Annotated in this window: 21 protein-coding genes; 16 read left to right on the forward strand and 5 right to left on the reverse strand. The window is 55.7% G+C overall.

Going from position 1 to position 21821, the window contains the following annotated elements:
• Positions 1-565: 565 nt before the first annotated feature.
• Together JAO32_RS14740 and JAO32_RS14745 are read left to right on the forward strand one after the other, a co-directional pair.
• Positions 566-1354: an alpha/beta fold hydrolase gene (locus JAO32_RS14740; protein ID WP_334241715.1), complete on the forward strand. Its 789-nt coding sequence runs from the start codon at positions 566-568 to the stop codon at positions 1352-1354.
• A complete protein-coding gene (locus JAO32_RS14745) occupies positions 1252-2823 on the forward strand; it encodes a PAS domain S-box protein (RefSeq protein WP_334241716.1) in 1572 nt (523 codons plus the stop codon). The genes JAO32_RS14740 and JAO32_RS14745 overlap by 103 nt, the downstream gene beginning before the upstream one ends.
• Positions 2824-2849: 26 nt before the next feature.
• On the opposite strand, the gene JAO32_RS14750 is transcribed toward JAO32_RS14745, so the two are convergent.
• From JAO32_RS14750 to JAO32_RS14760, 3 genes are all read right to left on the reverse strand, one after another.
• Entirely contained in the window at positions 2850-3272 is a 423-nt protein-coding gene (locus JAO32_RS14750) for a low affinity iron permease family protein (protein ID WP_334241719.1), read from the reverse strand.
• A 69-nt stretch (positions 3273-3341) separates the two neighbouring features.
• Positions 3342-3548, reverse strand: coding sequence for a hypothetical protein (locus JAO32_RS14755; protein ID WP_334241720.1), 207 nt, complete (start codon positions 3546-3548; stop codon positions 3342-3344).
• 556 nt (positions 3549-4104) lie between these two features.
• Positions 4105-6396 carry a PAS domain S-box protein gene (locus JAO32_RS14760; RefSeq protein ID WP_334241722.1) on the reverse strand — a complete coding sequence of 764 codons (2292 nt, stop codon included), beginning with the start codon at positions 6394-6396 and terminating at the stop codon, positions 4105-4107.
• Positions 6397-7010: 614 nt separating this feature from the next.
• On the opposite strand from JAO32_RS14760, the gene JAO32_RS14765 reads away from it, so the two are divergent.
• From JAO32_RS14765 to JAO32_RS14775, 3 genes are read left to right on the forward strand one after another with little or no spacing between them, the layout of a single operon-like run.
• A complete protein-coding gene (locus tag JAO32_RS14765; protein WP_334241725.1) occupies positions 7011-7517 on the forward strand; it encodes an inorganic diphosphatase in 507 nt (168 codons plus the stop codon).
• A gap of 6 nt (positions 7518-7523) precedes the next feature.
• A complete protein-coding gene (locus tag JAO32_RS14770) occupies positions 7524-7871 on the forward strand; it encodes a DUF3147 family protein (RefSeq protein WP_334241727.1) in 348 nt (115 codons plus the stop codon).
• Positions 7868-8296: a DUF3147 family protein gene (locus tag JAO32_RS14775; protein WP_334241728.1), complete on the forward strand. Its 429-nt coding sequence runs from the start codon at positions 7868-7870 to the stop codon at positions 8294-8296. The genes JAO32_RS14770 and JAO32_RS14775 overlap by 4 nt, the downstream gene beginning before the upstream one ends.
• Positions 8297-8498: 202 nt before the next feature.
• Here the strand turns inward: JAO32_RS14775 and JAO32_RS14780 are convergent, their stop codons facing one another.
• Positions 8499-8789 (reverse strand): KH domain-containing protein, encoded by a 291-nt coding sequence (locus tag JAO32_RS14780; RefSeq protein ID WP_334241730.1) that lies wholly within the window; start codon positions 8787-8789, stop codon positions 8499-8501.
• Positions 8771-9427: an HD-GYP domain-containing protein gene (locus tag JAO32_RS14785; RefSeq protein WP_334241732.1), complete on the reverse strand. Its 657-nt coding sequence runs from the start codon at positions 9425-9427 to the stop codon at positions 8771-8773. The genes JAO32_RS14780 and JAO32_RS14785 overlap by 19 nt, the downstream gene beginning before the upstream one ends.
• A gap of 716 nt (positions 9428-10143) precedes the next feature.
• Here JAO32_RS14785 and JAO32_RS14790 point away from each other — a divergent pair.
• The 11 genes from JAO32_RS14790 to JAO32_RS14840 all read left to right on the forward strand — a co-directional run bounded on the left by JAO32_RS14790 (position 10144) and on the right by JAO32_RS14840 (position 21808).
• Positions 10144-11058 carry an ArdC family protein gene (locus JAO32_RS14790; protein ID WP_334241734.1) on the forward strand — a complete coding sequence of 305 codons (915 nt, stop codon included), beginning with the start codon at positions 10144-10146 and terminating at the stop codon, positions 11056-11058.
• Positions 11055-11468, forward strand: a complete 414-nt coding sequence (locus tag JAO32_RS14795; protein ID WP_334241736.1) for a DUF6908 domain-containing protein — start codon at positions 11055-11057, stop codon at positions 11466-11468. The genes JAO32_RS14790 and JAO32_RS14795 overlap by 4 nt, the downstream gene beginning before the upstream one ends.
• An 83-nt stretch (positions 11469-11551) precedes the next feature.
• Complete coding sequence (locus JAO32_RS14800; RefSeq protein ID WP_334241739.1) at positions 11552-13147, forward strand: ParB/RepB/Spo0J family partition protein; 1596 nt, start codon at positions 11552-11554, stop codon at positions 13145-13147.
• 432 nt (positions 13148-13579) lie between these two features.
• The gene (locus tag JAO32_RS14805; RefSeq protein ID WP_334241740.1) at positions 13580-13984 is read left to right on the forward strand and encodes a hypothetical protein; all 405 of its coding nucleotides are present in this window, start codon (positions 13580-13582) and stop codon (positions 13982-13984) included.
• A 308-nt stretch (positions 13985-14292) separates the two neighbouring features.
• Positions 14293-14769 (forward strand): hypothetical protein, encoded by a 477-nt coding sequence (locus JAO32_RS14810; RefSeq protein WP_334241742.1) that lies wholly within the window; start codon positions 14293-14295, stop codon positions 14767-14769.
• A gap of 89 nt (positions 14770-14858) precedes the next feature.
• Positions 14859-16001, forward strand: coding sequence for a porin (locus tag JAO32_RS14815; RefSeq protein WP_334241744.1), 1143 nt, complete (start codon positions 14859-14861; stop codon positions 15999-16001).
• 52 nt (positions 16002-16053) lie between these two features.
• Entirely contained in the window at positions 16054-16956 is a 903-nt protein-coding gene (locus JAO32_RS14820; RefSeq protein ID WP_334241746.1) for a neuromedin U, read from the forward strand.
• 187 nt (positions 16957-17143) lie between these two features.
• Entirely contained in the window at positions 17144-17965 is an 822-nt protein-coding gene (locus JAO32_RS14825) for an alpha/beta fold hydrolase (protein WP_334241749.1), read from the forward strand.
• Between the two features lie 52 nt (positions 17966-18017).
• Positions 18018-18836, forward strand: coding sequence for an alpha/beta fold hydrolase (locus tag JAO32_RS14830; protein ID WP_334241751.1), 819 nt, complete (start codon positions 18018-18020; stop codon positions 18834-18836).
• Between the two features lie 192 nt (positions 18837-19028).
• A complete protein-coding gene (locus JAO32_RS14835; RefSeq protein WP_334241753.1) occupies positions 19029-20189 on the forward strand; it encodes an HlyD family secretion protein in 1161 nt (386 codons plus the stop codon).
• The gene (locus JAO32_RS14840) at positions 20186-21808 is read left to right on the forward strand and encodes an MFS transporter (RefSeq protein WP_334241755.1); all 1623 of its coding nucleotides are present in this window, start codon (positions 20186-20188) and stop codon (positions 21806-21808) included. The genes JAO32_RS14835 and JAO32_RS14840 overlap by 4 nt, the downstream gene beginning before the upstream one ends.
• Positions 21809-21821: the final 13 nt, after the last annotated feature.

The raw sequence follows: 21821 nt of genomic DNA on the forward strand, positions 1-21821 counted from the left end.
ATAGCTCCTTCATGCCAAAATAAGCAGGCTCGCAGGGGAATGAGGTATTGCTCTTATGCAGGATGATTCTACAGATTCAGTTTACGCGGCTGGCGGTCTTACCCGGATGAACGCAAGCCCACGTTCCGGTTTGGCTGGCGTGGCGAAACTGTCGAGGAAGCCGAAGAGGATCGCGAGCGGGCCAGAGGGAATCCCGATGCTGCAGTTGCCGAAGGGAGATTCAGCTCTCCAAATGGCCGTCAGGCCCTTCGGGATACTGCTTCTCCACCTCTGGAGATGGATCATCAATCGCCATCGTCCCCACTAACGGACTCGGCCTCTGGACAAGCAAGAGGTTTTGTCCCGTCATGCCGGTTCGAGGAAGGTGCATAGCTGTGAAGGTGTCGGAACAGTCTCCTCGCTTTTCCTCCCGCTCGGCGGTGTTGTATGGCAGTAGCACCAATGAGTTTCCGCATACTGTAATTCTTAAAAGGCAGGCCGATCTCTGAAACCCTGCTCATGGCTCTGTCGGCCACGTGCAGGTATCCTGATGGTTAGCGTCATTTCTTGGCGAAAGGAAGTCTGCATGACCGCAGTGCAACGGAACAACGTCAAAATTCTTGGTTCAGGTGAGCGAACACTCATGTTCGCTCATGGTTACGGTTGCGATCAGAACATGTGGCGACATGTCACCCCGGCTTTCCTGGATGACTTCAAAATTGTTTTGTTTGACTATGTAGGTTCCGGTCATGCCGACGCATCTGCCTTCAATCGCACGAAGTACAGCACCCTTCATGGATATGCTCGCGACGTTCTCGACATCATCGGTGAGTTACAACTGAGCCGGGTGAATTTCGTGGCCCACTCGGTCAGCTCGATGATCGGCGCCTTAGCAGCTATCGAAAGCCCCAGACCATTCGAAACCATGACCATGATCGGACCTTCGCCCAGCTATATCAATGATGGGGCTTATGTCGGCGGGTACGAACGAAGTGACATTGAATCTCTTCTTGAGACGCTTGAGAGCAACCATGTCGGCTGGTCCGCTGCGATGGCTCCAGCAATTATGGGAAATCCTGAGAGCCCAGAGTTAGCCGCAGAATTGGAAGCCAGCTTCTGCCGCATGGACCCAGCTCTGGCTCATCATTTTGCGCGCGTCACATTTCTCTCGGATAACCGCGCCGACCTCCCGCACCTGGGCATCAGGACACTGATTCTGCAATGCCAGAAGGATGTCATCGCGGGACTCAGCGTGGGAGAATATGTACACCAGTGTCTATCGAAGAGCCAACTCGTGTTGATGGACGCATCGGGACATTGCCCGCACATGAGCGCACCGGGCGAAGTGATCGCGGAACTGAAAAAGTTCCTGTAGAGCAGAAGGTCGATGTGGTCGACGCCTCCTGGTTGTTGGAGTGCAGTCCGAGTGCCTATGTTCTTCTCTCTATCGATGGAGCGATACTCTTCGCAAACCCAGCTCTCCTGACCTTGACCGGTCGAATCGATACACCACTTCTGGGAGTCCGCTTCCAGGACTTGCTTTCCACTGGAAGCAGGATGTTCTACGAGACTCAGTTCAAACCGATGCTTCTAATGCGCGGGGCTGTTCGCGAGATTTCGCTCGATCTCATTCATTCAGACGGGCGTCGTGTTCCTGTGTTTGTGAACGCCGTGGCAGCGCCAGCCACGACGGATGGCCCGAAACGGTTGATTCTGACTCTCTTTGAAGCCACTCAGCGGAAGCAGTACGAGAGCGAGTTGCTACGAGCACGCCGAGAGTCAGAACGGGTTGCTGAAGTCGTTCAACGATCTTCCGATGCCATCTTCAGCCTTACAGCAGATGGAAAGATCCAAAGCTGGAACGATGGAGCTGAACTAATTTTCGGCTTGACGCTTTCAGAGGCAATAGAACGCTCTTTCGCTTCGCTTTTTCCCGACGCATATAGCGGTGAACTCGCCACCGCCCTGACGAAGTTGAGCCGTGGGAATGAAGCCCGCATAGAGATGCACAGTACGCTGAAGGACGGAGATCCGGTCGACGTGTCCGTAATCCTCACGCCACACATGGAGGCTCCGGGTATTTTGGTAGCTTTCTCTGCGGTGATCCGCGACAGCACGCTTCGTAAAAGGGGCGAGAAGGCCCTCTTACAGAGTGAGAAACTGGCCTCCGTTGGTCGCCTGGCCAGTTCAATCGCCCACGAGATCAATAATCCGCTCGAAGCTGTGACCAATCTGCTCTACATTCTGGAAACTCAGTTCTCTGAGCCAAAAGCCAAAGAGTACGTTGCAATGGCCCAGGAAGAGCTTGCGCGCGTCAGTCATATCGCCACGCACACATTGCGCTTTCATAAGCAGAGCAGTGGAAGGACCTCTCTCGATCTAAGGATGCTCACAGACTCGGTCTTCGGACTGTACCGAGGACGGCTCGAAAACCAGAACATCGTAACGGTAAATGACAGCCTGCGTGTGTCGCCTTTGTTCTGTTTTGAAAACGAACTACGTCAGGTCTTCGTAATCCTGGTGTCAAACTCATTCGACGCCATGCGTGCGGGCGGTCGATTGATTATCCGGAACCGCGACATCATTTTGTATCCATCAGGTGCGAAAGGCGTGCGAATTACGGTTGCCGACAACGGTCACGGAATGGATACCAGTACTCTCGCCCGCCTCTTTGAACCTTTTTTCTCCACCAAGGGGATCGGCGGTACTGGCTTAGGGCTTTGGATCTCACGCGACTTGATCGAAAAGAACGGCGGAAGAATTCGCATCCGTAGCCGTAACCGCGTCTCTCAGAGCGGGACTGTCGTTAGCATGACCTTCCCGCACCGGGACGGTTCGGCTTAGGAGAACCGTGTGCCGCGGGTAGTGACCTACTTGGAAGACTCCTTCTTTTGGCGTTCATCGCAAGCGGCCCGAATCTTCTCATACCGTAACTGAAGTTCGTCGAGCTCGAGATCGCTGAGGTTCTCGATATCGATCATCTGATCTCTCGCCTTATCCAGTGCTCGGATCAACTCATCGAGCTTGAGATTGATGGCTCGCGCGTCACGGTTCTGGGTGTTCTGAATGAGAAAGACCATCAGAAAGGTGACGATTGTCGTACCCGTATTGATGACGAGTTGCCATGTGTCGGAAAAGTGAAAGAGCGGGCCAGTCGTTGCCCAAATTACGATCACAAGTCCTGCACCCGCGAAGGCCCATTTCGAGCCCAACCAACCTGACGAGGAAGCAGCAAAACTTCCGAACCAATCGTTTGCAGAGTGTGTTCTTATTTCAAGCGGAACATCTTTCATGTCGTGCCTCCAAAGGGAAGATCCTGCCGAAGCAGGGTCTCACGGATGACTCCGACCAACAATGACAGCCTAGTCCTGTAGGTCTGGAGCGGCTTTCGCCTCATCTTTCTTGCTCTTCTTCGCGGAGTATTGTTCCTTGCCAGTCTTTGGCTTCTTCGGTTCCTCCAGCTCAAGTGCGCTCTGCTTGAGGATCGGGATGCCGGCAGCAGTGATCTTCTTGGCCGCGCCGATTTCTTCCTTCAAGTTTGAGCTCAGCAGCCGGATAACCTTTGGCATACCCGGCTGTCGCCAGCGAGATGGAGGTGGCGCAGCGTTTTCTCAATCCAACCAGGGTTGTCTGCCGTTTTGCTGAACGCTATGAGCATGCATGCCTGGTATAGAAATATCGGAGTCAGGGTTGTAGACGGGGGGTAATCCGATCAATCCAAAGTTTTCAAGCTGAATGTTGATCGTTCCCAAGGCTCTGCGAGGCTGGATAACCCGTAGAATCCTTCTCGGCACGGTAGCAACGATGCTCCGTTTCCGCTTGCGCCAGGGACTGTCCCCGCGACGGTATCACGGAAAGAAAACAGCGTTTGCAGATGGATTGTTCCGGTTGGCCCAGGAGGCGCTTCGGAAGGAACTGTGTCTCGCGGTCCATGCTCACCTCCTGCTCGATACGGGCAGAATGTAAGAAATTTAGAACTCCAATTGCGGAATTTTAGAACGGATCGCGGACGCATGCAACTGCCATGGTTCTATTTGAATCTAAACGGCTTCTCTGTCCACCTGCCAAACGTCAGCAGCAAGTCGGAAGCTATTTTCGGGTTGCACGACAGAACATCCTCGACGCTCATTGCGACTCGTACGGTGTATGCGCTGGGATGAATATCCGGAACTTGGTGCCGTGCAGAGGTTCGCCAGTGTGACTGGTGACATCGATCGTTCCTCCGTGGCCTTCAACGAACTGCCTGGCTACAAAGAGGCCGATACCTGTGCCGATGGTGGAACGAGTCGTGAAGAACGCATCGAAAATCTTGGGCAGATCGTGCGGGGCGATGCCTGTGCCGTTGTCCGCGATCGTCATCTCAGTTCCGGCAGCAGGCTCTCCAGTGTCCGCGACCGTAACGAAGAGATGACCTCCATTCGGCATGGCATAGATCGAGTTAGCGATCAAGTTCGAAAGTACCTGCATCATCTCGCCCTGGCGGATGACGGATACCTGGGTGGCATGCAGAGAGGTGCTGATCTCAATTCCGACAGCCATGCATCGTGGTTCGTAGATCGAGACAGCATGTTGCGCAAGGTCGTTCAAAGACACAGGACTCGCAGCGGCGTGCTCACGGTAGTACCCAAGAGTCTGCTTGGCAATGTGAGAAACGCGGCCAAGCTCTCCTTCAGCGGTTGAAAGATAAGTGAGTCCCTCTTCGTCGGTGACCTTTGAACGGAGCAGGTAGAGCAGGTTCATCACCGCTTCGAGCGGGTTGTTGACCTCATGCGCAATCGTTGCCGCCATGCGACCAGTCGCCGCCAGTTTCTCGGCCTGCAACAAGGACTGCTCCATGCGCTTCCGGTTCGAAATGTCCCGGAGAATCTTCGAGGCACCGATGACCTGGCCCTGATCGTTTTTGACGGGTGAAACCGTTAACGAGACATCACGAAGTTGTCCCGACTTCGTTCGCCGCACCGTCTCGAAATGTTCGACGGAACGACCTTCGCGAATGGTCCCGATGATCATCTTTTCTTCAGCATGCAGATCTTCTGGGATCAGCTTCAGAATGGACGCGCCGATCATCTCCTCGGCCGTGTAACCAAAGAGACGACTGGCGGCAGGGTTCCAACTGGTAATGATGCCATCCAGGGTCTTGCTCAGGATCACGTCGTCGGAGGACTCCACAATCGCAGCCAGGTGAAGGGCCGCGGTTTGAGCGAGCTTACGGTCTGTGACATCCACACCGACCACAATAATCCCTGACACGGTACCATCGGACTCGCGCAAGGGCTGGTACACAAAGTCAACATAGCGATCATCCGCGGGCTGGCCTTCACCGGCGTAGACCTGATACCTCGCACCTGTTCCGACGAACGGTTCGCCCTGGTAGACCTTGTCCAGAATCTCAACATACCCTTGTTCAGCGGCATCGGGGAGAGCAAGGCGTACAGGCTTGTTCAAGACATTGCGATGGTTCACCAGACGCAGGTAAAGCGGATTAACCATGCTAATGATGTGGTCTGGGCCTTCCAGGAGAGCAAAGAAGACCGGCGCCTGCTGGAGGACCTGCAGCAACTTCTTGCGCTCACCAAGGGCAGCTTTCTCCGCCAGCTTTCGTTCTGTGATGTCGCGAAAGACAAGGACAATTCCCGTAAGCTTGCCGTCGTCGTCCCAGATGGGGGCGCCGCTATCGTCGATGGCCGTTTCCGTTCCGTCCCTACGAATAAGGATGGTGTGATTCGCCAGTCCCACGACCGTTCCGACGCGGCGAACCTTGTCCGCAGGACTCTCGACCGGTGTCCGGGATTCTTCGTCTACGATGTGGAACACGGTGGCAAGTAGCTGACCACGGGCTTCGCCGACGTTCCAGCCGGTGAGGCTTTCGGCGACATGGTTCATGTCTGTAATGCAGGCATCTTCGTCGGTTACGATGACGGCATCGCCAATACTCTGCAGGATCCGTGAGCCACGAGCCTCGCTCTGGGCCAGCTTCCGAAGTGCTTCCACCTCACCGGTGACGTTGTGAAGCGAGCCGAACAGGCCAGCAATCGCTCCATCCTGAAAGACAGGGCTGAACGAGTAGTTCAGGTACTGGCCTGTCATGCCCTTTTCCGTCGGAAGTGGGACCAGCAACTTCTCGTGAAAGACGGTTTCTCCAGTCGTCAGGGCATGCTCAAGAAGCGGTCCGACCACGTGCCACGATTCGCCGTATACCTCGTGTCCCGGCCTGCCGAGCGCTGCCGGATGGCGGGGTCCCGGAAAAGGACGGTACGCATCGTTGTAGATCAGGATTAGCTCCGGACCCCACATCGTTCTCGTCGGCGAGGACGACGCTAAGGTCAGGTTCACCATCGTCACCAGTTCCTTCGACCAGAACTCAATGGCACCCAGGGGGGTCGCGCTCCAGTCATACGCCCGTACCCGGTCCGCCATCTCTCCCGTGCCGACGATACGAGTTGCCGCTGCGTTCCTGAGTTCCAAGATCACCTAACAGACTGGACGTTGTTAAATTTGAATCTCGCAAGACTGATCGGGTGCGTGCGGTTTGATCCCACATTAGCGGTACCTGGATTGCACCTTCACCCAGACGATTCTTTGCCTTCCTATCGTAGTAGAGAAGCTATGATTCCGTCTCCGTTCTTTGCGCATGGACCGGAGACAACCGACGCGAGAAAAGGCGCTCCTCCCTCCATTGCCGATGGCCAGCGGGTCATCTGAGTGCCCACAGTACATTGCTCAGAGCAAAGATGACGCACAATTAGTATCGATAAGGACGTTTCACAGGACCAACGTACCGAGGTGGGCTCAGAACCGTGCTCGATGAATAGTGCCTGTACGCAACGATTGAGTTCTGCAGCTCGACGACCTTCAGCAGCGCTATGAGCGCTATCAGGGCCGCGCGTGGCCAGCGTCAGAAGAAAAGTGATCCGAAGGGTGCTAACGATATATGGTCCCTCTCCACAGTAGGCACAGGTTGACCTGTAACATTCCTTTAACATATTAGTTTGAAGGAGTCGCCTTTGAAATCTCTCTCGGATCCCACGAAGTTGAAACCGGTCGACAAGAAGGAAGGTCTGCTTCAGGTAATCATCGAGACTCCTGCCGGCAGCCGCAACAAGTTCGCATTCGATCCGGACCAAGGAATCTTCGGCCTGAAAAAGGTTCTTCCCGCAGGAATGGTGTTTCCGTACGATTTCGGTTTTTTACCGCAGACCTTGGCTCCTGATGGAGATCCAATCGATGTGCTGCTTCTGATGGACGAGCCCGCCTTTCCTGGCTGTGCGGTCAAAGCTCGCCTTATCGGGGTCATCGAAGGAGAACAACTGGACGGCAAGGAAAAGATACGAAACGACAGACTTGTTGCGGTCGCCGAAGTCAATCACATGTATGCCAATATCCGAAAGCTGAAAGATCTCCCTGAGAAGTGGCTGAAAGAGCTGCAGGACTTCTTCGTCAACTATCACAATCTTGAGGGGAAGAAGTACAAGCTGCTGGGTTGCAAGGGAGAGGAAGCCGCTATGCGGCTCATCAAAGAAGCGCAACAGGCGATCTAACCGGCGATGAACGACTACCTCATTCGGTTCATCGTGGGTGGTACCGTCGTCAGCATTTTCGCGATGCTCGGCGATGTTCTTCGTCCGAAGAGCTTCGCCGGCCTCTTTGGTGCAGCTCCTTCCATCGCTCTGGCAACTCTGGGATTGACGATTCATCAGCGCGGAAAAGCCTTCGCATCTGTCGAAACCAGATCCATGATCTTCGGTGCGATTGCGTTCCTCGCCTATTCTGCTCTGGTCAGCTGGGTGTTACGTCGATATCGGCCTCCAACTCTTTTGGCCACAATTTCCCTTATGCCGATTTGGTTTATCGTCTCCTTTGCTTTGTGGTTGCTGGTGGGGCGCTTGGCATGAGACGAATCGACATCAATCTTTCATCTTTGAAGGAAACCAGGCCGCATGAGTATCTGCTTCGTTTTCTCTTTGGGGGCACATGCACCGTACTTGCGGGCCTGATCGCAAAGCGTTATGGCCCAGGCATAGGTGGTCTCTTTCTTGCGTTCCCAGCGATCTTTCCTGCCAGCGCAAGCTTGATTGAAGATCATGAGAGGAAGCGCAAAGCAGAGATCGGTTCCGACGGTCGTAGGCGCGGTCGTATGGCGGCAAGTCTGGATTCTGCCGGTGCCTCGCTCGGTTGTTTCGGCTTGCTCGCATTCGCCGCGGTACTGTGGAAAGAACTTACAAGCCATAATGCCTATCTGGTCATTTCTGCGGCGGCGGTTGTTTGGGGACTCGTCTCCGGTGCGCTATGGCTCGTCCGGAGTAACGTACGCCGCTGATATTCGATTACACGTACCGAGCGTATTAACCGAACGCCTAAGACTCGATTGCATCGACTCCGTGTAGAGGACTTTGGAGTTGAAAGACTTGATATCGTCCCACAGGCGAGGAGTATATGGGGCTCTATTCCAATGGAGGGGTCACACCGTGTGGTTTGTTCTAGGCGTCGTTAGGTCGACGTTCGGATTTCCGTAGCGTACTTCATCGAGAGTGCCCCGAAGGGTGTGCTCCCACAATGTCCAGCGCGTATCGACGCTTGTATTTCATGCCAATGGCTGACAGGATCGTCCGAAGCGACCGCGCCGTGTGGCCCTGTCTTCCGATCAGCTTGCCCACGTCTGACTCCGCAACATGAAGCCGCAGCGTGATTGTTTCGGGCGCGCTTAAGACTTCCACGCGTACGTCTTTTTCAGCATCCACGAGGGCTTTCACCAGCTCTGTGAGCAAACCACACAGCCGTTCGTCCTCCGGGTTCAGGAGGCTTTCGGACATATCTCACCTCCTCGATAACATGAAGCGGAAATTTTCCCACGCTCCGCCGAATCGCGAACGCAGTGTGCCTCGATCATGACCTTGAAGTGTTTCAATAAGTCTAGATCCAGCCGGGTCCGCTTTCTTGCCATCCGCTCTAACGCATCCTGCCGTGTGTGCGGCTTCCCGTAGCGGCGTGTCTCGGTCAACGCCGCGAAGACATCGCAGAGTGTGACGACGCGGGTCGCCTCTGAAAGTTGCCTTGCGCTCAGGCCAGCGGGATAACCGGTGCCGTCCAACCGTTCGTGATGGTTCCCCACGATATCGAGCACCACCGGATTGCGAATACCTTCGTTTAACAGAATCCAGATGCCAAGCGACGGATGGGTACGGATGATAGACCACTCCCGTTCATTCAAGGTCGTCGGTTTTTGCAGGATGCGTCTATCAATGCGCAATTTGCCGACATCGTGCAGGAGAGCAGCTTGTCCCAGCAGGCGTTGGTCCCGGAGAGGGAAGCCGAGATGCGCCGCAAACGTCAAGGACAAACTGCCCACCAACAGGCTGTGGGCGTAGAGGTCATCATCATGGCGTCGCATGCGCTCCATGAGCTGTGCGATCTGAATGGGGATATCGGATTGGCACTCGTGAGGGATCAATCTCTGCTCCTCCAGCTCGGGAAGTAGATGTGCGGTACGCCCCCGCAATCTGCCTTATGAACCCGTGGTCGGGGAGTTGGAAAGCCGAAGTAAGCACGGCTCCTGTGACCTTTAGCTTTAGGGGCCTGGACATACGTCACAGGCACCCCGACCGCAAAGGCGTAGGGATACGTCGGCACGGTTGAGCGTGCCTCTTGCTTACTTTGGGGTTTCCATACCCCAGGACGGTGCGTGCCCGTCCCGCCTACCATCATCCTCTGAAACGCCTCTGCAAGGCAATTCTTCAAGCAGCTATTTCAGCCGGGATAAGCCCTAAGTAGCCATTCAAGCGCGAAGGATTCTCCTCTTGTTTTTTAGGGAGGAGCTGCGCTCCTCGCCTGTCTCCAGCCGCTCCCGCGTCTTCCGCCACCCTCCACAGCGGCCTGTTCCTGCCGCAACGCGACCCTGCCAATTCCTGCGTGCTTGATGCACGCGAATAAGGAAACCAAACCTTCGCTGAGGGCGCTGCCCTGGCGCGGCGCAAGGGGTTTCCCCATAATTTTTCGTTCCGAAAAATCACGCGATACAACCGCGCCCTCCCAAAAGCCTCGGGTGGGAGATACCCGCTCCCCTTGCGCCTTGCCGCCCCGCCTTCGCCAGGAGGCGTTCGGCATGTAGGTACATGCCACGCATGGCATGAAAAGCAACCGCAACAGCAACCGCAAAGGAGAGACACCATGAGCAGTAACGCGACCACCAACAACGTCACCACCATCGACAGCAAAAAGCCGCTCACCAAACAGGAACTCATCGCCGCCAACATCAAGCTCTTGATTGAGCAGTTGGAAGCTGGTAAGTCCGACGCCCTCACCAACTACCTCACGGCCATGAGCCGCTTTCATAACTACAGCTTTGGCAATGTCCTCGAAATCGCACGGCAGATGCCAACGGCAACCCGCGTTGCAGGCTTCTGGACGTGGAAGAACATGGGGCGCAGCGTCAACGCAGGAGCCAAGGGCATTCGCATTCTCGCCCCAATGATTGGCGTTCGCCGCAAGAAAAACAAGGAAGCCGAGAAGGACATCACGAAGCAGAATGAGCGGGTGTTGCTTGGCTTTCGCAATGCCTATGTCTTCGACGTGTCGCAGACCAACGGGGTAGACCTGCCATCCATGCACGAAGTCAACGGCGACCCCGGCGAGAACATCGAGCGTCTGGCCGCTTTCCTGAACGTACAAGGCATCCAGCTTGTCTACCGCGACGACTTGCAGGGAGCACTCGGCAAGAGCTACGGCGGACGCATCGCCATTCTTTCCGGGCAGTCGAAGGCCGAAGAGTTTTCAACGCTTGTGCATGAAACCGCGCACGAAATGATGCACAAGGCCGAACGCCGCACGGCAACCACGAAGACCGTGCGTGAGTTGGAAGCCGAGGCCGTGGCTTTCGTCGTCGGGAAAGCGATTGGTCTTATCAACGGAACCGCGTCCGCTGACTACATCCAGCTTTATCAGGGCAACGCTTCGCTGTTGGCCGAGAGCTTGGAAGTCATCCAGCAGACCGCCAACGTGATTCTCTCAGCCCTTGAGCCGCCTGTTCAGGCCGAGGACAGCGAACCCGCCACCGCAGCACAGCCGGAAGAGGTGGCGGCATGAAGACCATACTTGCCATCCTGCAGAAGGCCGGAGGTTGGCGACCCAACCTCTACCTCAAGATCGAAAACCCGCCCTACATGGAGCTTGTCATTGAAGCAGTGGACGAGTCTGGGCCGTGTGGACTCCCTGCAATCTCTGTCTGTCACTACGGCGAACAGAACGGTGACGCCATGCGTGACCCGGAGATGTGCTTTGAGCTTGGCGTCGCGGGTGGAGCGCACCTAAATCCGTTCTATTGGCGAAATGACTACGCAGGGATAGAGCAGTGGAGCCGCTTCATCCGTGAGGGGAATTACTGCTATCACCCGCAGCTACACGCACAGCACGAGAGCTTTGCGAAGACGTGGGACAACAACCTGCGACAGCAAGGCTTCGCCGCAGTCTTCACGGACAAGTGCATCGTCGGCTAGTCCGCTCACCTTGGAGCGGAACACGCACGACTCATGCCGCTCTGCGACCGCAGCCCCCAACCGCTCGAAAGGAGCACACCATCATGGAAACCCAAGTCATCAACGCCACCGAATACCGCAACGTATCGCTTGCACTCCTGAATGAATCGAAGACCAACCCGCGCCGCACCTTTGAGGAAACCGCCTTGAAGGAGTTGGCGGAATCCATCCGCAGCCAGGGTGTTTTATCTCCGTTGCTCGTTCGTCCGCTCACAGAGAATGGCTTCGAGATCATTGCGGGAGCACGGCGTTATCGCGCCGCGCAGATCGCGGAGCAGCCCACCGTCCCCGTCCGCATCGTCAATCTCTCCGATGCCGCCGCACTGGAGGCTCAGTTGGTTGAGAATTTGATTCGGTCGGAGATTCACCCGATGGAGGAAGCGCAGGGATTCCGCGCATTGCTGGACTTGGAAGACCCCAAGTACAGCATCGAGCAGATTGCCGCCAAAGTCGGCAAGACTCCTGCGTTTGTGGCGCAACGCCTCAAGTTGAGTGACCTTGCTCCCGTAGCCGTCGAAGCATTCTATGCCGATGCCATCGGCGTAGGCCATGCGCTCTTGCTGGCGAAACTGCCAGCCGACCAGCAGGAACAGGCTCTCAAAGCTTGCTTCAAAGAGGTGTACAACGGAGGCGAGAAGCCCACGCGGGTTCTGCTGCCTGTCCGCAATCTTCAGTTCTGGATTGCAACCAACGTCCTACTCATCCTCAAAGATGCGCCGTTCAACAAGCGAGATGCGCAGCTTGTGCCTGCCGCTGGCAGTTGCGCCGATTGCCCCAAGCGCACCGGGCACAACAAGCTCTTGTTTGGCGATGACCTTGGCAAGCAGGGCGACCAATGCACCGACCCGACCTGCTATCAGGCGAAGGTGGAGGCACACGTCGCCAAGACCATCGCCGCGAAACCGGAGCTGGTGCAGATCAGCACGGCCTATGGTGTGCAGCAGGAAGGCAGTCCCGTCATCCCGCGTAACAAGTACACCGCCATCCGAGACGACCGCCCGAAGTCCAACGACGAGGCGAAGCGTCCCGAGTTCAAACAGTGCAAGTACACCACCGAGGCCATCATCACCGAGGGCAGTGACGTCGGCACCATCCACAAAGTGTGCGCGAACATGAGTTGCCCGGTACACCATCCCAAGCAAACCAGCGGACGGGATGAGGCGAAGTGGAAGGCGGAACAGGAGAAGCAGCGCCGCGATCAGGCCATCGCTAATTCAACCGGGCTTCGCGTCCTCTCTGCAATCGGTGCCGCCGTACCAGTACGCCTGCTCAAGCGCGATCTTTTCTTCGTGCTGGAGAAATTGGTCAGCGTCTTGGATGAATCACGCATCGAGACGGTGGCACGGCAGCACGGCATCCGTCAGAAGCGGGACGAGGGTGGCATTGCGAAGACGCTAATAGCCTTCATGCGCCGCACCGATGAAGGTACGTTATCCCGGCTCATGGTGGAGGCGACCATTCTCTTAGCCGCGTCCCGTCACAACGGAACGAGTGTCCTCAAGGGTGCCGCCGCTCTGTACAAGGTGGACACCGAGGCCATCGGTCAGAAGGTGAAGCAGGAGTTTGCAGCCAAGGCCAGGGCGAAGAAGGAATCCAAGCCGGGAGTGAAGCCAACACCCAAGGCTAAGAAAGCGGCCTAAGGTTCGATTCTTCGAGGGGCGGCGAACCTGCCGCCTCTCGTTTCTTTGCGTAAAAAAAATCGCGCAGGAAGACACCCCTTCGGTTTCTCCCTGAACCCACGTTCCCGCTGTCTTCCGGCCTTCGCTCGCCGGCTGCGCGGCAGGAAGACGTTCCCCCTTCCTGCACTTTTCCCCTCTGCTACCTCCTCCTGCGCCTTCCCCCTGTTTGAACTCGTTAGTCTTCAAACGCCCAATATCCAGGTCGTACAACGGCTGATTGGACCATTCGCGGTTGTATTCCGCCCCCCCAAAATGATTGAGGTCTACCCATAGTTCCTGATCTTTGTTGTTCCCATCTGCTGCTCCACACTGTGAAGGCTAGGGCGGGAATTACTTCGGTCGTCCGCAGCGATGAATCCAGCAGCCCGGCTCAAGTTCGACAAGGAGACAATCATGAATCGCGACAACGACGTCAAAGAAATCGAAGCAAGGTATCGTGCTTACTGTGATGCCTGTGAAAGCAATCATCTGGAGAAGCTGCCTACGTTCTGGAAGCTTCCCGCCCTGTTCTTAGTAGATACGGGCGAGGCTGAGGTCATTCAGAAGGTCCTCAGCACCCCGGAAGATATGATTGCGCTCTACAGCACTATGTTCGGCCCTACCACTGGCGTAGACAAGACAATGATCGATAGCTCCGAAGTAGTGTTCTACGGTGACCGTCTAGCGACGATCAAGACGGAGCTTCGTCACCTGGCCGGGACCGTGCTTCACGACAGGCAGTATGCGGTGTACGGTTGTTGCAAGATCGGCGGTGAGTGGGTATTTTCCTCTCACTTGAGTGTTGATGTTACGAAGTAAGTCAACGATGTGTGCAGTAGCGCGCCTCTGACATGTGCATAGTTCCAGCGAGCGGGCCGATACCGAAGACGGTATCGGCCCGCTTTTTCCGCTGCGAATACGTCTCGCTGCTCCCTTCGCGCTCGCGACATTTGAGTTGGGTTCTGTCCACTCTATCGGACTGTCTACTATCGCCACTTCATGACGTTCCTTCATCAGGCAATCCCATCGAGACTGTAGTTCAAGCCGCATACGCCGGTTGATCTTTTCAATCTTCCTCGTGTTGGGATTGGCCTTGCATACCCTGTCACGAAATATCTGGAGGTCTTATGAACCGTGCGATGATGACGATGCTGTTGCTGAGCGGATCTTCGCTTCTCGCTCAGCAAGCTCAGGTAGCACCACCGCTTGAACTCTCCTTGCGCTGCACCAGCGTCCAGACCGCCGAACAATCCCGCGTCGTCAAGTCGGCTGCCTATGGGTTCGGCAACCCTACGAATCCTGACTCCGACCAGAACAGCGCACATGTGGACAGAACGGTCCTAGTCGAGTTGAAAGGATCGAGCGGACGAGTCTACCTGCCGAAAGCCGTTCTCGCGGAAGGAACACACGCGACGGTTGCGGATTGGTTTCCTCTGGAGAACATTGTGGCGACTCCAGACTTCATAACTGGAACTCTGAGGCTCACGGCTGCCGGTCAAAGCGTTCGGTTGAATCGACGCACAGGCGGTGCCGAGCTAACCGGTTACGGACGAGAAACACTGCGTGGTACTTGCCATGTAAACAGCAAACCACAACAGTTCTAGCACTCTTGGGCCACCAGCGGAGGGTCATTATGAGAAACAGGATATTACTCAGGCTCGGGTGTGTGACGATGCTCTGCGGTTTCGGCTTCATGTCGAAGCTGAACGCTCAGGCTGCGTTTGCTACACAGCCTACGAAGCCGGTCACACTCAACGTCTACGCCTTATTCAACACCTCGGTTGTGGACTCGACAAACAACCCTACCAGCGATGGCAAACGCGGCAACTCACTGGTGGCAGGGGGCTACGGTCTGTGCTGCGGCTCTCTCGCGGGCATCAGCGGTTCGGCAGACTTCGGCAAGGGATTGGGTGGCCTATTCCAAGTCGAGTCGGGGTTTCTCCTAAACAGAGGAACGCTCGAAGATCAAGGGCAGCTTTGGGGCCGTCAAGCCTACATGGGGTTCACAACCAAGATCGGTCCGGTGTTCAACATTGTCAGTGTCGGCCGACAGTATGGAGCTGCTTTTGCAGCAACCGCACCACTTGATCCGTATGCACATGGAGCTCAGTATCCCAGCGCTTGGGACTGCTTCATCTTTGGCGTCAGCTTTGACAGCTCGATCCAGGATGTGGCGACGATCGGGAAGAGCAAAATCCTTTTTAGCTACTCCCCGGGTGGAGTTCCGGGATCAAGCGGAGCCGGCACCACCACAGCAGCGGGCGCGGTCTACGACACAAAACCGTTTTTCTTTGGGGGCACGATCGCCCATAGTCAGGATGCGACCAAGCACTCCCTGGACGTCTATGGCGGGGGTGTGGATTACACACATAAGAACCTGAAACTTTATAGCTATTTCTTCGATACGTTACGCGATCCTGATTTCGGTGACACAGGAAACGGCAAGGGCCCAGTACCGGGAAGCACGTCGCCACTTGCGAATACAGACCTCGCACTGAATTTGGGGAATAGCCTGCAACGCAAAGATCACTATGTCAACTTCGCAGCTCGGTACGACCTGAAGAAAGAGTACTCAATCATTGGTATGTATAAGTTCGACAGCGCCCGTCAAGTCAACTCGGCAGGGCAGCACGGCACGGCCACGACATACCTGGGAGAGTTCGCGCGCGGAGTCAGTCCTGATTTCTTCGTATACGCGTTCTCTGCGTACACCCGCCTGACTGGGGCCGAGATTTCCGCCGACCAGAACAATCCAAACGGCAGTTTCGGCGGCGCGAACGATAGGTTCTATGTCGGCGTGGGCGTGAACTATCGTTTCGGCCTGCAAATCAAATAATCCAGATTTGGCCAAAATCTTTAGACCAACAGAGCGACCTGAAAGGATATCCATGTACAGAACGACCTCCAGCCCGACCCTCCCAAGCCGCAGACTAGATCGTCTTCACCGCCTGATGCGGCGTGGTATTGTGGTTTCGATCTACGGCCTTTCGGCTTGTCTCGCCCGCGGCCAGGTGACCTCCTCAAACACTACAGGCCCGTCTTCGGTATCTGCGCCCGAGCAGGCAGTGTCGGCCGCTGCAAAGGACGCGGCGCAAAATCCTGTCGCAGCAGCTATAAGCATTCCTCTTCAAAACAATGTGGACTATGGTGTGGGTCCCTATCGGCGTGCCGGAGACGCGTTTCTGCTGGAACCAGTGATCCCGTTCAAGCTCTCTTCAAAGTGGGCCGTCATATCGCGCACGATCGTTCCGGTGGAGGTGGTGCCTCGATTGTCGCCTTCCGAAGGGGTTGACTATGGTCTGGGAAACATCCAACCGCAGTTCTATTTAACACCTCTTAGGCAAGGCAATTTTCTTTGGGGTGCGGGGCCTCAACTCTGGCTTCCCACAGCAACCGATAAGGTGTTGGGAACAAATAAATGGGGCGGCGGTCCGACGATGGTCGCGCTTTATCGCCGAGGCCATTGGCTTGGCGGCGGTCTCGTCAATAACCAGTTCGCGGGCATCAATCATCACCATGTCAATCAGCTGACGATTCAACCGTTCGTCTACTACAACATGGCTAAGGGCTGGTACGGTGTGTCTTCAACCGTAATCACTGCAGATTGGACAGCATCTCGCAGCCAGCGCTGGACTGTGCCTCTCGGCGGCGGCATTGGTCGTGTGTTTCTGATTGGTAAACAACCGTTCAATGCGCGCACTCAAATCTTCAATGACGTTCGGACTACAAACGGCGGTCCAAGTTGGCAACTCCAGACCCAGTTGCAAATTCTACTCGTTCACAAAAAGTAGAAAGTGCATCACTCGATCTGGCACTTTATTTGGCTGGGTTCCGCCCCAAATGAGGTCGCAATTCCTACCAATAACGCGGTTCCCCAGGACGTCCCATCGCCTGCTCTCTGCATGAACTTCAGTCGCGTGTCCATATGATCTGCTCGAGATTTAGAACCGCCGGCAACGGCCGTGAAGGAGAATTTCTATGCCAACGTTTTCTTTGAAAGACGGGAACGAGATTTTTTTCAAAGACTGGGGTACAGGCCAGCCCATCGTGTTTCATCATGGATGGCCACTGTCTGCGGATGATTGGGATTGTCAGATGATGTTTTTTCTGGCGAAGGGCTTTCGTGTTATCGCCCACGATCGCAGAGGTCACGGGCGGTCCTCCCAGACGTGGACGGGCAATGAGATGGATACCTATGCCTCCGATGTCGCTGAACTTGTAGCGCACTTAAATCTACACAACGCGATTCACGTCGGGCACTCCACTGGCGGCGGCGAAGTAGCTCGCTATGTGGCGAAACATGGGGGTGGGCGGGTGGCGAAAGCCGCGCTCATCAGTGCCGTGTCACCTCTCATGGTGAAAACAGACACCAACCCGGGGGGCCTGCCTCGCGAGGTATTCGACGCTATGAGAGCCGCCGTGTTGAGCAACCGTCCCCAGTTCTATCAAGATCTCACGCTGCCTTTTTACGGATATAACCGATCTGGTGCGACCATCTCCGAAGGCGTGAGAGCCAATTGGTGGCGTCAGGGCATGATGGGCGGTATTAAGGCGCAGTACGACTGCATCGGGGCCTTCTCCGAGACAGACTTCACGGAAGACTTGAAGCAGATTGAAGTCCCGACTCTCGTGATGCACGGCGATGACGACCAAATCGTACCGTTTGCAGACTCTGCTCCGCTATCCGCCAAGTTGCTCAAGAAGCCGACCCTCAAGGTGTATGCGGGTTTCCCGCACGGGATGCCGACCACACATGCGGCTCAGATCAATTCAGATCTACTCGCCTTCATTTCGGAGTGATGTCAATCATTTCTTTCTAAACGCCTGTTAGCCACGTTCAAAAGGAAGTGTTATGAGCATGTTTACGGTAAAGGACGGTACCCAGATCTATTTCAAGGACTGGGGTAAAGGACAACCATTGTTTTTCCATCACGGCTGGCCACTTTCGGCAGACGAATGGGATCCTCAACTCATGTTTTTCCTGGAATGTGGCTACAGAGTGATCGCCCACGACCGACGGGGACATGGCCGATCCAGCCAAACGTTTACCGGCAACGACATGGACACGTACGCGGACGATGTGGCTCAGTTAGTGGCAGAGCTGGATCTTCGAGAGGCTGTACATATTGGGCATTCCACTGGGGGAGGAGAGGTCGCACGGTATGTCGCGCGACACGGCAAAGGGCGGGTTGCCAAGGCTGCGCTTCTTTGTGCTGTCACGCCGTTGATGGTGAAGTCCGACAAGAACCCGACGGGTATTCCCATCGAAATGTTCGATGGCGTTCGCGAAGCGACCGCGAATAGCCGATCCCAGTTCTATGAGGACAATTCGTTGCTGTTTTATGGCTATAACCGACCTGACGCAAAAGTCTCAGAAGCGATCCGTCGAAATTGGTGGCGACAGGGGATGATGGGCGGGGCGAAAGCCCATTACGACTGTCTCAAGGCCTTCTCCGAAACTGACTTCACGGAAGACCTCCTACAGATTGAAGTGCCAACTCTTGTACTACACGGAGAGGACGATCAGGTTGTTCCCTATACCTACGCAAAAAAGACGGCTGGTCTTCTACAGAATTCCACGATCAAGCTCTATCCAGGAGCCTCTCATGGAATGCCAACCACGCATGCCAAACAAGTGAACGAAGATCTGCTTGCCTTCATAGGGTTCTGAGTCTCTGCTTCTGCAGAGTGTCAGCAAGGCGATCACACCGACGTCACCCTTGATTCAAAAGGCTAAGAGTCAGTCCGAAAGTGTGGGATCAAAACCACTGTAAAGGCGGTTCTCGAAACGAAGTAAGTCACCTACTCTCAAGCAACGGCCTCATTGCTTTGAACCGCAAGAGAAAGATGCCAGGTGTCGCTTATGTGGAAACGCTCCGTTTTGGTTCCAGTCGTGATTTTGGCCTTGGCTCTTGGCCTCTTCCTCTTCATCCGGTTCGGATGGCCGTCGCTGTCTGCACGCAGCGGAGAACAGGAGACGGATGATGCCTATGTGCGAGCTGATCAGACGCCTTTGAGCACACGCGTAAGTGGAACCGTCAAGCGCGTGAACGTAGGAGACTATCAACTCGTCCGAGCCGGGCAACTTCTCGTAGAGATCGAGGATTCGGACTACCAGGCGGTCGTTTCAGAAACGAAATCCGCTTTGGCAGCTGCAAATGCGGAATATCAAGCCAATCAGAATGCAAAACGGGTTGCGGACGCGACTGTTTCTGCTGCGAGAGAAGGAATCGCTGCTGCGGATGCAACACGCGTCGGGGCACAAGCTGGGATCGATGCATCCAACGCCGACGTCCGGCACGCGGAGAGCGAGTTTCAGCGGCAGAAGCGTCTATTTGTAGATAAGGCCGCGACCAAGCAGCAATTTGAAGCAGTGCAAGCGTCGCGCGACCAGGCATTGGCTGCGCTCAATGCACGGCAGGCCGATCTTGTGCGTGCCACTGCCAGCGTCGCCTCCTCGCAGGCCGCATTGGAAGGAGCCGGACAGCAGCGGGCGGCGCTGAATGCGAAGGACAGTGTTCTGAGGGCTCAGATTGCAGCGAAGGAGGCGGCCATTACGGTTGCGCAAGTGAATCTCGGCTATACGAAGATTTACGCACCCGCGGGTGGCAGCGTTGGCGAGTTCCGTGTGCATGCAGGTCAACTCGTTGGCGCGGGAACGCAAATCGTCGAGCTGGTGCAAAGCGGAGTGTGGATACAGGCGAACTACCGCGAGACACAGCTAGGAGGGGTCCGGCTAGGAGATAGGGCGGATGTGCGAATCGACGCTCTTCCTGCAACGATGCTTCATGGACATGTCGCTGAGGTATCGCCAGCCAGCGGATCACAGTTCGCTCTGCTGCCGCCTGACAATGCCACGGGTAACTTCACAAAAGTAGTACAACGCATTCCGGTCCGAATCGCACTGGATTCTTCAGAGGCAATTAGTCGATTGAAGCCGGGTTTTTCCGCCGTTGTGACAATCCACGCCTCGGATGGTGCGGTTCCCGCTCGCCCGGCGTTTGGCACCAGGGTAGTCAAATGAGCACCAAAGGCGAAGAACAGTCTCCACCACCGTTACAAGGTAAGACCTATCCAGCCCTGGGAATCCTTGGGGTGCTCCTCGGCGCGATGCTGGCGACATTCTTGGGGCGTTTGATTAGTGTGGGGTCCGCCGATCTCAGAGGTGCGATGCATCTGGACTCTGATGCCGCCTCTTGGGTAGGCACGTCCTACAACATGGGCTTGATGTTCATCGGACCGTTTTCTGTTTACCTTGGCGGTCTCCTTGGTCCTCGGCGGGTTCTTCTATCCTGTGCGGCTCTCTTTTCTCTCATCTGCGTGGCGCTGCCCTTCTGTGGTCTTTTCTCAATCTTTATAGCTTTGCTGGTTTTCGCCGGCCTGACGGCTGGAACGTTTTATCCGCTCGCCCTCTCGTTCGTCCTCCGGAACCTACCACTGAAATACCTGGTGTTCGGAATCGGAGCCTACTCGTTGGATATCGTGGTCACGACCCATGTCGCACATTCCTATCAGGCGTGGATGATGCATGCACTCTCGTGGAGATGGATCTTCTGGACGGACGCGGCGCTTGCCCCCGTGATGATGCTGTTTGTTTACTTTGGAATTCCTGGACAGCCTCTACCGAAGCCCGCTCCAAACCAGACGAAGCCAAGCTGGCTTGGCTTTTTCTACGCAAGTCTCAGCATGGCGCTCATCTACGGTGCGCTCGACCAAGGGCAGCGCGTCGATTGGTGGCGATCCAACCTCTTTGTCGCCATGCTCGTTACGGGTCTGTTCCTAGGGATAGCCGCTGCGGTCCGTCATTTCGCTCAACCTAATCCGTTGATCAACTTCCGCTTCCTCGGAAGTGGGAACACCCTGCTCCTGGGGGTGACCATCATGCTGTTCCGCTTTGTGCTCCTAGCGACAGTGGTTTTGGTGCCCTCTTTTCTAGCCAGCGCCCAAGGGTACAGCGCCGAACAAACCGGTCCTGTGCTTCTTTGGGTGGCGGTTCCGCAAGTGCTCGTAACCTTATTCGCCATCATTCTTCTGGCTCGGCTTGACTCGCGGCTGATTCTGGCACTCGGCTTTGCACTCGTCGCCAGTGGATGCACTGTGAATGCGCATCTGGCATCAAGCTGGTCCGGTAACAGCTTTCAGATCACTCAGCTCGTTTTGGCAACCGGTGAGGCATTTGCCTTCACCGGCCTCGTCGGCACGATTGTGTTGGAAGCAATCAACTCTGGCGCCCTGCGCCGCCCCATCGACGTGCTGACGTTCGCGGGTTTCTTTCAAAGCATCCGGCTGATGGGCGGCGAAGCTGGGGCCTCATTCATCCAATTCTTTTTGCAACATCGGGAACGTATTCACTCAAATGCGCTCGGTCTACACGTGCAGACCGGCGGTATCGCAACAACACAGCGGCTGTTGCCACTTTCGAGTGCGATGCTGCCTTACTCAAGCCCCGATATTGCGGGCGCACGGGCAGGTGCGCTACTTGGCCTGACAATTCGATCGCAGGCTTTCACCATGGCGGTCGCGGACGGTTTTCTGGTGGTGGCGTACACAGCGGCCGCTTGCCTCCTTGTGATCGCATGTATGGGCACGTTGCAACTGCAGTACAAGCAGCTGTCAGTGCAGGGCGTATCCCCGACCAAGTAGAGACGGAGAGAAC

This window comes from Terriglobus sp. ADX1 (assembly GCF_036877645.1).
GTDB lineage: Bacteria > Acidobacteriota > Terriglobia > Terriglobales > Acidobacteriaceae > Terriglobus.